The organism is Nonlabens sp., from assembly GCF_965657255.1.
Lineage (GTDB): Bacteria > Bacteroidota > Bacteroidia > Flavobacteriales > Flavobacteriaceae > Nonlabens.
In genome coordinates, this window is record NZ_CBFHNM010000010.1 from 38022 (window position 1) to 54210 (window position 16189).

The window sequence follows — 16189 nt, forward strand, 5'->3', positions numbered from 1 at the left end:
CATCTCTGCAGTTTCTAGGCACTTTTCTGAATTGTTACTATTTTTAATATTTGCCATTACAATAAAAATAGTGGCAACTGCGATCACACTAGAGATAATAATTAAAAGATATTTTCAATTCATAAATATAAAATCTTAAACTTATAAATTATCTAAAAGAATCGTGAATGCCAGCTCTCGCTAGCAGGTACTTCCCAGTGTTCTTTGTATTCTCCTACGGTTTCTACTAGATTATTAAATACAATGGTATTAGGAGATACTGATTTTGCCTTTGCCATTGCTTTAAAATCAGAAAGTTCCTTATGGGCAACATACTGTCCATTTTTAAAAGTTACATTCATCTTATCCATTAAATCAATGTTATATGCTTTCTCTACAGATTGTATAAAACGCACACATGCATCTATAGAACAACCTGTAGCACCAGCTTCTGTTTGATCTAATCCTATAACAATAAAACGATTATATGGGTATTCTACACCAGCTTTTAAACTTAGCCCGTGTGCGGTCCATTTCTCTAGGAAATTATCCATTTGTGGTTTCAACTCATTTAATTCGTCGTTGGTAAACGGTCTATTTGCTTGATAGATCCATACTCTTGAATCGTCTGGAAGATCTTTAAAATTTGCGTGCATAGTTTATTTTTTTGTTACTTTTTTTCTAAAGGCAATTGCCATAAAGAAGCCAAAGAATATGAAATGAAATAAAAACTTATAAATATGAAAAGTAGAACCATCTAGGTAATCAAAAAGCGCCATTCCAGATGCATAAAAAAAAACCAGTAGCAATACCTATGGCAAAGATAGATTTTAATGATCTTGGTTCAACAGTATCTTTCATTGTCTTACATTTTATTAATAAATGACTAATTATAAAAAAACAAAATAACAGCAAATATTATAACCAATTGTCCTAAAAGTCTAAAGGTAAGCGTTGCTGTAATTACTTTTTATACGATCAATTAGAAATTCTTTTTTAGTGCAATTCCTGCAAAGAAAAAACCGAATATTGACATTCCAAGAAATGAAGCTAAATAATAATCCCAACCCAAATCTGAAAGATCAAAAATAAAATCTGCAAAAAAGGTACATAAAGTAACAGCCGCCCCATATATCAATCCATAAATAACTCTAGTTTTTATATTAATTCTTATAAAGTCTAAAATTGATTTATAGCTATTCATAATACTAGTCTTTATTGTTATTAGGCCTTAATTTTATGGTGAAAAATCCTACAATAAACATGATTACAGCCATGTAAACGTAAAAATAAATGCCGTAAGCGGTATCTAATAAAAATGAATTAATTAAAAACACAAAAAATGGCGATAAAATAGCCATTAACAAACCATAGATCAATCTAGTTTTAACAGGCACTTTTTTAAAATCAAATAAACTCATTTCTTATTATTCTTTTTCTCTTTTCTCATAGACCACCAGATTATTCCAGCAATTAAGAGACCAAACAAAAGAAAATCAATAGCAAACTTGACAATATTGAAACCTCTTTCTTCTGTGAACTGATAGAAAATAGACATAATTATCGCATAGACCAATCCGCCGAAAGAGCCAGACAATACGATACTTTTGTAATCTAATTTTTGTTTCACAATATTACAAATCTTGTGCGCTTACGATTAACTCTGCGATATCCATCACCTCTACTTTGCCTTCTTTTTCTGCTGCTTTAACACCATCTGTCATCATCGTATTACAGAAAGGACAACCAGCGGCGATAATTTCTGCACCAGTATCAATCGCTTCATCTGTACGTTCTATATTGATGTCTTTATTTCCTTCTTCAGGCTCTTTGAACATTTGAGCACCACCAGCACCGCAACATAAACCGTTGCGACGGCTGCGTTTCATTTCTACAAGAGCAGCATCTAGTTTTTCTAAAAGTTCTCTAGGTGCTTCATATTCATTGTTAGCTCTTCCTAAATAACAAGGGTCGTGATATGTTATCTTTTTACCTTTAAATTTCCCACCTTCAATCTTTAAACGACCATCAGAAATAAGTGATTTAAGAAATTGTGTATGGTGCACTACTTCATAATTACCACCTAACTCTGGATACTCATTTTTTAAAGTATTAAAACAATGCGGACAGGCAGTTACAATATTTTTAATCTCATAGCCATTTAAAACCTCGATATTCATCATGGCTTGCATTTGGAAAAGAAATTCATTTCCAGCGCGTTTTGCTGGATCACCAGTACAGCTTTCTTCTGCTCCCAAAACAGCAAATTCTACACCTGCTTTATTTAAAAGTTTTACAAAAGCTTTGGTTATCTTTTTTGCTCTATCATCAAAACTACCGCTACAACCTACCCAAAATAAAACTTCAGGTTGTTTGCCTTGAGCAATAAATTCTGCTACTGTAGGTACTATTAAATTGTTACTCATATCTTTTTAATTGAGAATTCAAAACTTTGAATTCAAAAGTGATCTTAACTTCTATTATTTACTAGAAGAACCTCGCTTTCGCGAAAGCGAAACAGTTAACATCTACTGGTGATTTTTAAAAACTTCTATTGTTACTTCCTTTTCTACCAATTGCGTGAACTCGCCTGTGTATCGAGTCGCTCTTACCATATGGTTATCTATCCAGTGGTAATTACCACCTCTAGGTTTACCCATTAAAAGGCTGTGAAATTTAAAACCGTGCTCATTAAGCCAGTTTTCTGTAACCTCGCGATGCTCTTCTGTTCTGGATGTAAAAAAACAAATGATATGTCCTTTTTCATACCAACTATTAAGTGTTTGCAAAGCGTCTGGGAATGGCTTACAAGTAGCCATTCTTTCTGGTTCTTCATTAGGGACGTCTTCAGTGATCGTTCCATCAATATCGATCAGGTAATTTTTTACACCTTCCTGAAGTACTGGACTTGCTTTTGATCCGTCTTCATTCAATGCATCTTTATATTGCTCTTTACTCATAAATTATTCTTTTACCCAGTTTAAACGATCCATCTGATTGTATGGCCACGGTGCACCGTTATTTTCAATATTACTCATCGTTCCATTTAATTCTGTTGGAGCAGCACTATTTTCTAACACCAGGTATCTTCTCATTTCCATGATAATCCCTAATGGGTCGATTCCTATAGGACAAGCCTCTGTACAAGCATTACAAGTGGTGCATGCCCATAGTTCTTCAGTAGTAATGTAATCGTTTAACAATGTTTTACCATCATCTTTCCATTCTCCTTCTTTATTGATAACAGCACCTACATCTTCTAATCGATCACGAGTATCCATCATAATTTTACGAGGGCTCAATTTTTTACCTGTAATATTTGCTGGGCATTCTGACGTACAACGGCCACATTCTGTACAAGTGTAAGCGTTTAACAATTGAACCTGATCTAGATCAAAAATATCATTTGCTCCTAATGCTGCAGGAACTTCGTCTGCTTCACTAGGGTCTGGTGCTGCAAATGGATCTGCATCTGGATCCATCATCATTTTAACCTCTTTGGTTACCGCTTCCATGTTAGTCAACTGTCCCTTAGGAGTCAACTTTGCAAAGTATACATTAGGAAAAGCTAACATGATGTGTAAATGCTTTGACCAATATAAATAATTGAGAAAAACAAGTATTCCTGCGATGTGCAGCCACCATGCCGTTCTTTCTACAATAACTAAAGTACCATCTGACATGGTTTCAAATAGTATCGCCACATATTGAGATATAGGAAAAGAACCGTAAATCTGACCTCCATGACCATAACCAGCAACATCTCGAGTTTGTAATATAAAGTCTGTCGCATTCATGATCAAAAACAGACTCATTAAGACTACTTCAAAATAAAGAATATAATTAGCATCATTTTTAGGCCAGCCTTTTAATTCTCCCATAGTAAAACGCTTGATATTCATTGCGTTTCTTCTTATCCAGAAAATAACAACAGTTGCCAGTACTAAAAATGCTAATATTTCAAATACTGCGATCAATACATCATAAACACCACCTAAATAAGGGGCAAATATTCTATGGCTACCGGTGATTCCATCAATAATTATTTCAAGAACTTCAATATTAATTATCACAAATCCTACGTAAACGACTATGTGTAAAATACCAGCAACAGGACGACGCACCATTTTAGATTGTCCTAAGGCAATGCGTGCCATTTGTGCAAAGCGTTCTTTCTTATTATCAGAACGATCTACTTTTTTTCCTAGCTTGACATTGCGAATCATCTTTTTAATGTTACTAGCAAAAAGTCCAATTCCTGCTACTAGAAGCAGTATAAAAATAATATTAGGTATGTATTCCATTGGTTTCTATTTCTCTCTTTCTTCTGGTTTTTCATATTCTCCAGGATTTTTTCCAAATACGGAAAAATGCACATAACGTTTAGGATTCAATTTGATATCTTGCATCAACATCTCTGCTTGCCTGGTCGTCTTTTCTAAATTTTCGTAAAGTTTATCGTCAGTCATTAATTTACCTAGACTTCCTTTTCCGGATGCAATGTCGTCCAGTACGATGTTAAACTTTGCAATAGCACTTTCTAATTCTTTAACCGTTCCCGCAATTTCTACTTTTGCTAGTGTATCAGATATAGCAGCAAAATTCTTTGTTGTAGTATCTAAATTACCAATAGTTCTATCCAACTGCTCTCTATTATCTGTCAATAACGAATTTGCATTTAGAGAAAGTTTTCTAATTTGAACTAAGGTTTTGTTCACCTCTTCAAGACTGCTAGAAATTGTTAGCCTAGTTTTCGGATTTAAAGTTTCGTTCACGGCAGTTAAAACGGAATCTGCACTTACTATCATGTGCTCGATTTTATCTTTCATAGGTAAAAACTCGTCCATTACTTTACCTTGAAAACCGTCATCTGTGTTTGATTTTAAAGTATCACCTGGTTTTGCAAGTCTTGCTTTACTATCATAATCAGGAATTATAGCCAAAGCTTTACCACCTATTAAACTAGTACTATAAACAGAAGCTACACTTTCTGAAGAGAAATTGAAAGATTCATTCACATGAAACTTTACTAATAACCTACCAGAACCATCTAAAAAATCAATGTTATCAATATTTCCTACTCGCAATCCATTAATAGTAACTGGAGCAGATGCAGTAAGACCTTCTACGTTATCATAAACAGCATAAAAAGTACGGTCATCTTCTAGAAGATTACGTCCTTTTAAATATTGATATCCAAAAATAAACAGTGCAATGGCAGCAACTGTAAGGATACCAACCTTTATTTCTTTAGAGAATTTCATAAAAAAGCCTTTCTTGCGAATGTAAAGATAAGACAAGCGATATTTATAAGGGCTAACATTTTATTAGTAATTATTACAACCTACGGCGTATACCATTCTCGTAAACAACTATAAATGCTGATGTATAACCTTTTGAAACCGCTAGTGCTCTTAATTCTGAAGCAGGCTTTAAAGAAGAAAAATTTCCAGTGAAGTAACGATAAATGCCTCCTTCTTTTTCCCTTGAAATCTCTGGTAGTTGTTTAAAATTATATGATTTTGTTTCTACCTTATTACCACTGGCACTAATCTGTACTTTATATATAGTATTATTTGCAACAGGTTCTAGGACAACATTAGAGGTATCAATCTCTTCTACTTCAAAGAGGTTCACATCTCTATTCTTTTGATAATCCAGCACTGCATTGTAAATAGAGTTGGCTACTTTCTTTTGACCTGACTTACTTCTTAAAAAAGTTCGTTCTTCTTTATTGGTTAAAAAACCTGTTTCTATAAGAACACTAGGCATATAAGAAAGTCTTAAAACCGCAAGACCTGCTTGTTTCACACCTCTATTTTTACGTTTTAAGTCTTTGTCAAATTTTGTTTGAACATTTGCAGCTAGTTCAATACTGTTGTCTAGATATTCTTCTTGTATCATTAAATTAGTGGCAAAACTAGAAGGATCATTAGGATTAAAACCTGCATATTTCTCTTCATAATTTTCTTCTAATAAAATTACAGAATTTTCTCGTTTCACTACTTCTAGGTTTGCGGCATTATTATGCAGTCCCAAAACAAAGGTTTCATTTCCTTTTGCGCTAGTAGCCGCAGCGGCATTGCAGTGCACAGAGACAAATAAATCTGCCTTTGCTTTATTAGCAATGGCAGCACGTTGATCTAGTCCTACAAATACATCTTTTGTGCGTGTATAAATAATTTTAATGTCCCTATGACTTTCTAACTGCTTGCCTAAAAGCTTTACTACTTTAAGCGCTATGTCAGACTCTTTTGTATTTGCCACATACTTTCCAGGATCCTTGCCTCCATGACCTGCATCTAGTACGACAGTAAAAAGCTTTTTGCCGTTCGTTTTTGTAGAATCGATAGGTATATTTGCCATCGATATAATTGGAATGATCAATAAGACAATAATAAGATATAACTTCGTTTTCATATACAAACTATAAGTTGTGAATGTGTTGTTTATTAGTTCGCTTTCGCGAAAGCGGATTTATTAAAAACGCTTAAAATTTATATGTAGTTTTGACGTTTCAAAAACTGGACCATTTCTAACAACGAAAATAGTACAACCTAGATTGCATTTACATATTAAGCATATAATTTTATTACTACTGTTTTTAACAAGTGCCACTGCCGTTATAGCACAAGAACTTCCTGAAAATGGGACTCCTATTCCTGCCGAAGTGCCTGAAAAAGAAGAGGAAGAAAAGAAGGTACCGGTAAAAGAAGAGGTCATTCAAATACCTTTAGTAAAGAAAGATAGTGTTCCACAAGATTCTATTAAATCAAAGACTTTTCTTGAATATCGTATTGAATCTTATGCAAAAGATTACAAACGCATCGACAAAAAGGGAAATACGATTACTCTTTATAACGAAGCAAAAGTTATTTATGGTGATATCACCATAGAAGCGGGAAAAATTATTATCAATAATAATACAGGTGATGTATTTGCCTATGGAATTGTTTTAGATTCTACCGGTTACCAGCAAAAACCAGTTTTCACCCAAGGTGCAAATGTGGTAAAACCAGACTCTATCATTTTCAATAAAGACTCGCAAAAAGCGATTACCTACAACTCTAGAACCACGCAAGGAGAGTTTAATGTACTAGCAGAGACTACTAAGAAAGTAAACGACTCGGTTTTTTACATGCAAAATGCCCGTTTTACTACCTCAAAAAATCCTGAAAATCCAGAGTATTACTTTTTTGCGCGTAAGATCAAATTTGTTCCTAAGAAGAAAATCGTTACCGGATTAGTCAACATGTACATTGCAGATGTTCCAACACCATTAGGTCTTCCATTTGCATTCTTCCCTATGACTACAGAACGTAAGAGTGGTGTTATTCTACCTAACTTTGGTAACAACAATAATCAAGGATACTTCTTGCAAAATGGTGGTTATTATTTTGCAGTGAACGACTATATGGACCTTACTGTTTTAGGTGATTACTTTACAAACGGTAGCTATGGTGCAAGAGTAGAGAGTGATTATAGCGTGCGTTATAAATACAGTGGTAGTTTAAGATTTTTGTATGAAAACCAATTGCAAAGTGAGCGTGGTTTTTCTGACTTTGCACAAACGAATCGTTACAACATCAACTGGCAGCATTCTCAGGATTCTAAATCTAATCCTAATTCCAGATTTAGCGCTAGTGTCAATTTAGGAAGCAGTCAGTTTTTCAGGCAATCCTTTAATCAAGTGAATCAAAGTGCGACATTAGTAAATAACTTAAGTAGTTCTGTTTCATATTCAAAATCATTTCCTGGAGAACCTCAAGTAAACATAAGTACCAGTGTCACACACAATCAAAATACCAACACAAATGTTGTTAACCTGACCTTGCCTACTCTACAGGCTAGTGTCTCGAGAATTTTTCCTTTTGCACCCAAAGAAGGAACTAAAAAAGGAATCGTTCAAAACATTAATTTACAGTACAATTTAAGAGGTGAAAATCGACTTACTACGACCGATGAAGATTTCCTTTCCAGTAATATGTTTGATAACGCTATCTCTGGATTAACACACAGTATTCCTATTGCGACCAACTTTAAGGTGGGGTATTTTAGTTTTAGTGCCAATGCCAATTATGATGAAAACTGGGTATTTCAAACCTTTAGGCAGCGATTAGTAGAAAATGATAACGGTGTTTTTGAAACCGTTAGAGATACCATCAACGGCTTTGATGCTTACCGCACCTATAATTATGGTGCTAGTGTAGGAACTACAGTTTACGGTAGCTGGAAATCAAAAAATCCAGAATCAAAAATACAAGCTGTAAGACATGTCATACGTCCTAATATTTCTTATTCGGCAAATCCTAGTTTTGAGCAATATTATGATAGATTAGTAACAGAACAAGGACTTGATGCTCCTGGAAGAGAAGAACAGTTTTACAGTCGTTTTCAAGGCTCTTTTGCCGCTGCTCCAGGACGTAATTTCTCTAGTAATATTGCTCTAGGTGTTCAAAATAATATAGAAGCAAAAGTGCGCGATCGCGACAGCACAAAAACCGAACTTAAAAAAATACAGATTCTCAAAAGTTTAAGTTTTAATACATCCTACAATCTAGCAGGTGATTCCTTGAACTGGAGTCCACTGCAGATACGTGGTGTGATACCGATAACAAAAAATATAGATATCAATCTAGATGCAAATCTAGATCCCTATGCATTAGATAATAATAACAATCGTATCGACACTTTTAATGTGAATAATGGTGGAAGCTTATTGAGACTTACACGAGCTGGAATAAGAACCAGTTTTAGAATAAGCAGCACAGACTTTGAAAAAGACAAGAAAGAAGAAAAAGATACAAAAGCAAATGATAGAACGTTGCAAAATGGTGGTCGTGCAGATGATTTATTTGGTCAATCCATAGACTACAGTAGAGAACAAAATCAAGAGCCAGAAGAACAAGAGGTAGATATCAATAAAGATCGTTATCGATTTAAAATCCCATGGAATTTGAATTTTGCTTATACCATGACCTACAACAATGCACAAAGGCAAAACGCTATCAACCAGCAAAGTTTAATGGTAAGCGGTGATGTAGAACTATCGCCACGCTGGTCCATAGGTGGAAATACTGGTTATGATTTTGCCAACAAAGGAATCTCTTTTAGTACCATACGTTTTCAAAGAGATCTAGAAAGTTTCAGGATGAGTTTTAATTGGACACCTATTGGACCTAGGAATAGTTGGTTCTTTTTTATCGGTATAAAGGCCAGCGCATTAAGTGATATCAAATGGGATCAAAGAAGACAACCAGATCCTACTTTTTAAAATAGTTCCAATCATAGCAGACTCTCTTTCAACTATACATTAGGTTAAAAAGTGAATCAATTATATAAAGTCCTAATTCCATTTAAATAGATGCAAACTTTTACGCATTACTTTTTACATTTTGGCTTTCCTCTTTTGATAGCTTTGGTGTTTTTTAGAAAAGAATGGAAAATGGCTTACCTCCTATTTCTTGCGACTATGTTGATAGATCTAGACCATTTACTGGCGACACCGGTATTTGCAGCAAACAGATGCAGTATTAATTTTCACCCTTTACATAGCTATTATGCCATACCTTTCTACATCATTTTGTTGTTTTTACGCAAACCTTTCCGCATCATTGGCATAGGTTTGTTGTTTCATTTATTGACCGATTTTATCGATTGCTTATTTTTGTATGCCAGCTGTAAAGAGTGTCTTGCCACTTCACCTGCACTAGATCTTATAGAAACAGTTGCTAGCTGGATACATATATAAAGTGTCAAAGATCTTTTTGTGATTTCGCTTTCGCGAAAGCGAAAAAAATAAAGACACAAGCAAGTTGTAGTAGTAAAGGAAGATAAATTCTTAATCCTAAAATTTCAGATCACTAAAAAGCAAAAGTTTATAGTTTTATCTGATGCAAAATCAGAACTCATTTATAATGATTCTTAGAGAAGTACTTTAGTGATAAAATAAAGCAGATTTTACTTATTTTATCACAGTATGTTGTTATGCATAGTGCTTTTTACGGTTTAATTTTCACTATTTTATCGCATTTCATTATCACAAGCTCGCTATTCTTAGTTTGCTTTAATTCGAGAAGTCTTTCATAATCTTTTTCAAGTCCTTTAACAATATTATCTTTTAATTCCATTTGTTTATCTTTCTAGGTTAAAGTAATAAATGCAACATGTAATTTGCACTAATTTGTGATTATGAAAACTTTTGATCTGATCCTCTATTTCACTATAATTTCTTTTTTGTTTTTCGGCACAACCTGCCTTTTTTCAAAACACATGAGATTAGAATTCACAAGATTTGGTCTGAACACACTGCAAAGACTTATCACTGGAATGTTACAGTTACTAGGTGCAATAGGTTTAATAATCGGTATCTACAACGTTAAAGTAGGTGTTGTAGCATCTGCAGGATTAGCATTGTTAATGCTTGCTGGCTTTCTTGTACGACTTAAAATTAAAGACGGAATTTATAAATCGTCTCCTGCTTTGATATTTTTATTTTTAAGCAGTATCATTTGTTATCAATTTATCAAATTACTTTAAATGTAAAGTGTAATTAATGACAATATTAGAAATATTCCTGCAGGTAATGATTTTTTAATAGGATCATTAATTTTTAAATGCATTATTATAGCGCCTGCCATTAGCACAGCAATTCCAATAGCACCTGTATATTCTGTTACTGAAAAAATTATAGAAATCAATAATAAAACTGCAAATAGACATTTAAGCGTTCCAACAATAATCATCATATTTTTAGATAAACCATAAGCCGCAAACTCTTCTTGCATGCTATTTGCATTTCCACCACGCCATGGTGTTAATTTATTACGATTGACTAACCACACATTAAGAATACTCAAGCCCACTACTAATTTGATTATTATTTCTACAATATCTATGAGTTCCATTTTATTCTATTTTTACCTAAGATAAAAATAAAGAATCGGTTGCTATGTCAAATTACTATTAAAAAGTAATTCTTTAACATGATGATTGTAAACATTCCGTTTTCGCGAAAGCGAAACAAGTAACCAACAATTGCCAATTACTTCCTTTCAAAATACTTTCAACTAGGACAGGTTTCATTGATATGGTTAATAGTTGTTCTGAGATTGATACATCAGATGCATCATATGATATGGTTATTTAAAACCATAGTGACCTACAAGGAATCTTTATTATAGACTACACTTTTTGAGATCTTATATTTTAAGAAATCTAAATACGTTACTTCCAGGTCGCTTTGAATAGATATCTATTCAAAATTAACAATTACAGGTCTTGCTAGTGAAACAAATTCCCAACGCCTGCTTTTCTTTAATTGACTTTGATATATTCTAAGTAGTTCTCTAATAAATACATCTTATTTTTTATATTAATTATGTATTTTTAAGATCTATTTAAATTGAAAATAAACCTACGGCACATAACTACTTATGGTGAATTGATCGTTTACATGTTAAAACAAAATTTGTTTCAATTTAAATAGTACAAAATGACTTACTTTATAAGCTTATAAACAACTAAATGATTGCACCACCTATTCTGGAAAATGAGCCTGAAAGACAGGCAGCTGTTGAAAAATACAGATTGCTAGACACTATGCCAGAAGATAATTACGATAATATTACCTCAATAATTTCTAATATTTGTAAGGCTCCTATTTCCTTAATTACCCTTCTAGACAAAGATCGAAACTTTTTAAAGTCTAGACATGGTCTAGATATGTCAGAGTCTCCTAGAGAGCTGTCTTTTTGTGGTCACGCGGTTGCAGGAGATGAAGAAATAATGATTGTCCCTGATGCTCGTGAGGATATTAGGTTTAAAGGCAATCCTATTGTCACTGATTTTAAAGCAATTTTTTATGCTGGTGTTCCTTTAGTAGATAGAAATGGATATAAATTAGGCTCTTTATGTGTATATGATCATCAACCTAGAATATTAGAAGAAAATCAAATAAAGGCACTTAAATCCATGGCAAAACAAGTCATGATGCTTTTTGAAGAACGTTTTAAGACTTTTGAACTAGAAAAACTACAGTCTAAATTGTACTTACGCAATGAAGAGTTAAAAGACTTTGCAGGAATCGTTTCTCATGATTTAAAAGCACCATTATCTAACATTATAATGATTAGTGAACTCCTTAAGGAAAGCGAGAAGAACTTGTCATATCAATCCTTAGAGTATTTGGGTTATTTAAAGGACAGTTCAAAAAGCATGAGTCGTTATATAGACGGTATGTTGCAATTTTATCGCAGTGAAGAACTAGTTACAGAAGAATACGATCATGTAAGTTTTGTGGATTTATTAGAGGATGTGATTTCATTAACTATAGTTGATGATAGTGCCACTGTTGTTTATATGCCAGAAATAGACACTACATTAATAACTAATGAAATAGCTCTTAAACAAATCTTAATTAATCTAGTTGCAAATGCCGTAAAATATGGGGATAAAACACCAACTAAAATCAGTGTTAATCTAGTTGAATACAAAACAGAATATGAAATTAAAGTGCGGGATAACGGATCAGGAATCGCACCAGAGAATCTTACATCTATTTTCAAATTATTTTTTGTAGCAACTAATGAAGATAGAAATGGTAAACAAGGCACAGGAATAGGACTAGCAACTGTTGCAAAACTATTAGAATATATGGATGGAAGTATAAGTGTTCAATCAGAGCTAGGAAAATGGACAGAATTTAGCATCAAACTTCCTAAGAAAAACTAACTGTATAAGCTTTTTAATAGACTTGTTTAAATAAAAAGCTCTTACTTCAATTTATAAGTAAGAGCTTTTTGATATTATGTAAGCTGTTAACAGTTAGACTTTAGTACCATCTTTACGATACATCACATCCATGTTCTTACCTTTTTGTTTAAATTCAATATCCCAAAATTCTCCTAGCGTGGCACTAATTACATGTTCTGCCTCTGTAATTTTTCTATCTGGAAATTCTTTTTCAATTGCTTTTTGAATCGCTTTAGGTATTTCTTTGTCTTTTATCGAGTTTTCAGTTTCCCTCCATCTGCCATCAGCATAAAAGTCTGCTCTATATTTTTCACCATCTTTCTTAAAATGCGCTTCCCAATAACCATGTGCGTCTAACTCAAAATCTGGATCATGTTCTCCTGGATATTTTACCTCAAAAGCAGCTATTACAACATCTGGTACTTTACCTGCTTGTTTATTCTGGCAACTTGCGGATAACGAAGTAAATAGAAATGTTAAAAATATAACTGCAATTCTCATAATAACTTTTTATTACAATTTAATAAGGTCTATGCGATGGTCTACTTAAATCTATATTAATATATGTTTTCAATTGTTAAAAGCTACCAGCTTATAGGTCTATAATCTTTTAAAAATTTACCACACCAATGTTTACCAGTATTTATACCATCAAAAAGCGGATCCATAACTCTTGCTGCACCATCTACAATATCTAATGGCGGCTGGAAATCGTGAATCTCTTGTTTCTTTTTAGAAAGTTGCACTGGATCTTCATCAGTTACCCAACCAGTATCTACTGCATTCATATAAATACCATCTTTTGCAAGCGTTCCTGCAGCAGTATGTGTCAACATATTTAATGCTGCCTTTGCCATATTGGTGTGTGGATGGCGATCTTCTTTATGAAAAGTATGAAACTTACCTTCCATCGCGCTTACATTAATGATATGTTTTTTACCAGTGTTATCTTTCTTCATTATTTCGGAAAGACGATTACAAAGAACAAATGGAGCTACAGAATTAACCAGCTGTACTTCAATCATCTCTGTAGTTTCTATCTCACCTAATTTCAAACGCCAGCTATTGGTCTTTCTCAAATCTACTTGTTGTAAATCTGCGTCTAGTTTACCTTCTGGAAATACCTCTTGCGTTACTAGCGCTTTATCAAAGCTATAAGGTATTTGTGACAATTTTGCACTAGCACGCAATCCTATCCCAGGTTCTGGACCATGCCAGGTAACGGGCATATTCTTATTTGATGATGCTGCTGGTGATAATTCTTGTAATTCATGTAGACACTTATAATGATCTGTAAGTGTTTCTTGTGCAAATACTGGTAATTGATCAAAGGTCAACTCTTCATTAGGCATTAAATGTGCATAAAAACCAGATGGCCTTCTTACAGTTTGTGCTGCATTATTTATTAGGATATCTAATCTATCATATTTCTGTTCTATGTAATTACAAAAGATTTCTACACTAGGAATATGTCTTAAATCTAATCCATGAATGTGAAGGTTATGTCCCCATTCTTTAAAATCTTCTTCCTGAGAAAAACGCAATGCACTATCATGAGGAAAACGTGTCGTGGCAATGACAGTAGCGCCACCACGTAAAAGCATAAGAGTAATATGATAACCTATTTTTAATCTTGATCCAGTAATAATTGCCACTTGTCCTTTTACATCTGCATTTTGAAAACGCTTTGCATAATTAAAATCACCACAATCTGTACACATTTGATCATAAAAGTGATGTAATTTTGTAAACATCGTTTTACAAACATAACAGTTGCGAGGTGATTCTAACTCGCCAGTGTCTTTTTGAGACAGATCTGCAGCGGCTAGTAATTTAGGCGCCTTGAAAATCGCATCTTCTCTGGCACTTCTTATACCAGTTTCTTTACGAGCGTGCTTATCACGCTCTATTTGTTTTCTTTTAGCCGCTTTCTTAGCATCCTTTTTAGAGCGTTTATATTCTTCCCTAGTAGGTCTAGAAATTTGACCAGCAGCTTTGATTAGTGCTACACGCTGGTCTTCTGGTAAAGCAAATACTTGTTTAGGATCTTCTATGAATTTATGAAGTGTTTGGATACAAGCATCTATTTCTTCCTTAGAAGTTCCGTTTATATCCGTATCCTTATACTCGTTCATAGTGTTCGATTAAAAATGCAAATTTAAAGGTAATCTAGTAATTTAGGGTAATTATCAGTAGCGGTTGTAAAGCTTGTGTGGATTACGCTTTCGCGAAAGCGAGAACTGAATATACCAGTTCACAATACAAATAGTTTATCGAGGTTTAATGGACGGTTTCATATCGTGTTTATCTCGTTTTCTGCTATTAATAAAATAGACACCTGTGAGCATAACAGCAGCAGCAATAATTGATTGAAGCGAAATTTCTTCATCAAGAAAATACCAGCCTAAAAACAATGCAATCAAAGGGTTAACATAAGAAGAAGTAGCGACTTTTTCTGTAGATATATTCTTAAGTAGGTAATTAAATGAAGTAAACGCAGCAATTCCACCAAATAATATCAAGCAAACTAAGGCGATATAAGTAGGCTTGCTCCACATTAGTGGTGATTTCCACTCTTCTCCAAAAAGTATACTTCCTATGGCTAACATCATACTCGCAGCAATCATTTGATAACCAGTGGAAACAAAAAAGTTCTTTGGAACATCTGCTTTGGCAACAAATAAACTTCCAGCACTCCAGCTTAAAATACACGTAAGAATCATAATCATACCGGTAATAGTTCCTTTTTGAGTTGTGATTTCATTTTGGCTTACCAGAATATACATTCCGACGAGGCCTAATAAGACGCCTATTATTGATTTGATTTGCAAGGACTTGCGTTGTACTAATCGCATCAACAAAAGAATAAATAAAGGTTGTAAAGCCGCCAGCAAGGCAGCAAATCCAGTATCTACATATTTCAATGCCCAAACAAAAACACCATTTCCGTATGTAAGGAATAGAAATCCGGCAAGAGCAGAATTAAAAAGTTGTTTGCGTGTTATTCTAAGGCTATATCCTAAACTTTTTGCTATTATAAAAATAATGGCACCTGCACAAAAAAAACGTATACTAGCGAGCATAAGTGGCGACAGTTCTTTTACGGCCATTTTATTCCACAAATAGGTAGATCCCCAAAATACATAGGTGGAAAAAAACGCTAAAATTATCAATACACCACTTCTTTTCATAGCCGCAAATCTAGCTCTTTTACAAAGGGTTTTGATCAATAAAATATAGGTGTTCTTTATTTATAGACATAAAAAAACCGCTAACAAATAGCGGTTTGAGTCTCAATAGATTTTCCGGCTTAAGAATATATATAGCTTTTGCATTAATAAATTCCTTTATTCAAAAGCCAGCGTATTCTCTACCGCATCAAGAATCTTGTAGATCAACGAATGGTATGTGATCTCTGCCACACCAAAGGAATTGATGAAAATAACATTATTAATAA

The 16189-nt window shown here is 33.7% G+C and carries 17 protein-coding genes; 4 read left to right on the forward strand and 13 right to left on the reverse strand.

All coding sequences use genetic code 11. The features are described from left to right. Window positions 1–152: 152 nt before the first annotated feature. From ACTF54_RS11290 to ACTF54_RS11330, 9 genes are all read right to left on the reverse strand, one after another. Window positions 153–635, reverse strand: coding sequence for an ABC transporter ATPase (locus ACTF54_RS11290; RefSeq protein ID WP_347197583.1), 483 nt, complete (start codon window positions 633–635; stop codon window positions 153–155). Window positions 636–961: 326 nt separating this feature from the next. Then, window positions 962–1183 carry a hypothetical protein gene (locus ACTF54_RS11295; protein ID WP_347197584.1) on the reverse strand — a complete coding sequence of 74 codons (222 nt, stop codon included), beginning with the start codon at window positions 1181–1183 and terminating at the stop codon, window positions 962–964. 4 nt (window positions 1184–1187) lie between these two features. Continuing rightward, entirely contained in the window at window positions 1188–1400 is a 213-nt protein-coding gene (locus tag ACTF54_RS11300; RefSeq protein WP_347197585.1) for a hypothetical protein, read from the reverse strand. Then, the gene (locus ACTF54_RS11305; RefSeq protein WP_347197586.1) at window positions 1397–1609 is read right to left on the reverse strand and encodes a hypothetical protein; all 213 of its coding nucleotides are present in this window, start codon (window positions 1607–1609) and stop codon (window positions 1397–1399) included. The genes ACTF54_RS11300 and ACTF54_RS11305 overlap by 4 nt, the downstream gene beginning before the upstream one ends. 4 nt (window positions 1610–1613) lie before the next feature. Next, window positions 1614–2405 carry a (Fe-S)-binding protein gene (locus tag ACTF54_RS11310; protein ID WP_347197587.1) on the reverse strand — a complete coding sequence of 264 codons (792 nt, stop codon included), beginning with the start codon at window positions 2403–2405 and terminating at the stop codon, window positions 1614–1616. Between the two features lie 102 nt (window positions 2406–2507). Next, window positions 2508–2939, reverse strand: coding sequence for an LNS2 domain-containing protein (locus ACTF54_RS11315; RefSeq protein WP_347197588.1), 432 nt, complete (start codon window positions 2937–2939; stop codon window positions 2508–2510). A gap of 3 nt (window positions 2940–2942) precedes the next feature. Beyond that, window positions 2943–4283, reverse strand: coding sequence for a (Fe-S)-binding protein (locus tag ACTF54_RS11320; RefSeq protein WP_347197589.1), 1341 nt, complete (start codon window positions 4281–4283; stop codon window positions 2943–2945). Window positions 4284–4289: 6 nt separating this feature from the next. Further along, on the reverse strand, window positions 4290–5243 hold the full coding sequence (locus tag ACTF54_RS11325; RefSeq protein WP_347197590.1) for an MlaD family protein: 954 nt from the start codon (window positions 5241–5243) through the stop codon (window positions 4290–4292). A 73-nt stretch (window positions 5244–5316) separates the two neighbouring features. After that, entirely contained in the window at window positions 5317–6399 is a 1083-nt protein-coding gene (locus ACTF54_RS11330; RefSeq protein WP_347197591.1) for an N-acetylmuramoyl-L-alanine amidase family protein, read from the reverse strand. Between the two features lie 142 nt (window positions 6400–6541). Here ACTF54_RS11330 and ACTF54_RS11335 point away from each other — a divergent pair, with 142 nt between their 5' ends. From ACTF54_RS11335 to ACTF54_RS11345, 3 genes are all read left to right on the forward strand, one after another. Next, window positions 6542–9253, forward strand: coding sequence for a putative LPS assembly protein LptD (locus ACTF54_RS11335; protein ID WP_438969376.1), 2712 nt, complete (start codon window positions 6542–6544; stop codon window positions 9251–9253). 90 nt (window positions 9254–9343) lie between these two features. Continuing rightward, window positions 9344–9730, forward strand: a complete 387-nt coding sequence (locus ACTF54_RS11340) for a DUF6122 family protein (protein WP_438969377.1) — start codon at window positions 9344–9346, stop codon at window positions 9728–9730. Window positions 9731–10170: 440 nt separating this feature from the next. Further along, the gene (locus tag ACTF54_RS11345) at window positions 10171–10518 is read left to right on the forward strand and encodes a DoxX family protein (protein ID WP_347197594.1); all 348 of its coding nucleotides are present in this window, start codon (window positions 10171–10173) and stop codon (window positions 10516–10518) included. On the opposite strand, the gene ACTF54_RS11350 is transcribed toward ACTF54_RS11345, so the two are convergent. Then, window positions 10515–10886: a DoxX family protein gene (locus ACTF54_RS11350; RefSeq protein ID WP_438969378.1), complete on the reverse strand. Its 372-nt coding sequence runs from the start codon at window positions 10884–10886 to the stop codon at window positions 10515–10517. The genes ACTF54_RS11345 and ACTF54_RS11350 overlap by 4 nt on opposite strands. A 619-nt stretch (window positions 10887–11505) precedes the next feature. On the opposite strand from ACTF54_RS11350, the gene ACTF54_RS11355 reads away from it, so the two are divergent. Next, entirely contained in the window at window positions 11506–12711 is a 1206-nt protein-coding gene (locus tag ACTF54_RS11355; RefSeq protein ID WP_347197596.1) for a sensor histidine kinase, read from the forward strand. Between the two features lie 93 nt (window positions 12712–12804). Here ACTF54_RS11355 and ACTF54_RS11360 read toward each other — a convergent pair whose 3' ends face one another. The 3 genes from ACTF54_RS11360 to ACTF54_RS11370 all read right to left on the reverse strand — a co-directional run bounded on the left by ACTF54_RS11360 (window position 12805) and on the right by ACTF54_RS11370 (window position 15923). Further along, window positions 12805–13233 (reverse strand): PepSY-like domain-containing protein, encoded by a 429-nt coding sequence (locus ACTF54_RS11360; RefSeq protein ID WP_347197597.1) that lies wholly within the window; start codon window positions 13231–13233, stop codon window positions 12805–12807. Window positions 13234–13316: 83 nt separating this feature from the next. Next, window positions 13317–14867 carry an SDR family oxidoreductase gene (locus ACTF54_RS11365; RefSeq protein WP_347197598.1) on the reverse strand — a complete coding sequence of 517 codons (1551 nt, stop codon included), beginning with the start codon at window positions 14865–14867 and terminating at the stop codon, window positions 13317–13319. 135 nt (window positions 14868–15002) lie between these two features. Further along, complete coding sequence (locus ACTF54_RS11370) at window positions 15003–15923, reverse strand: EamA family transporter (protein ID WP_347197599.1); 921 nt, start codon at window positions 15921–15923, stop codon at window positions 15003–15005. Window positions 15924–16189: the final 266 nt, after the last annotated feature.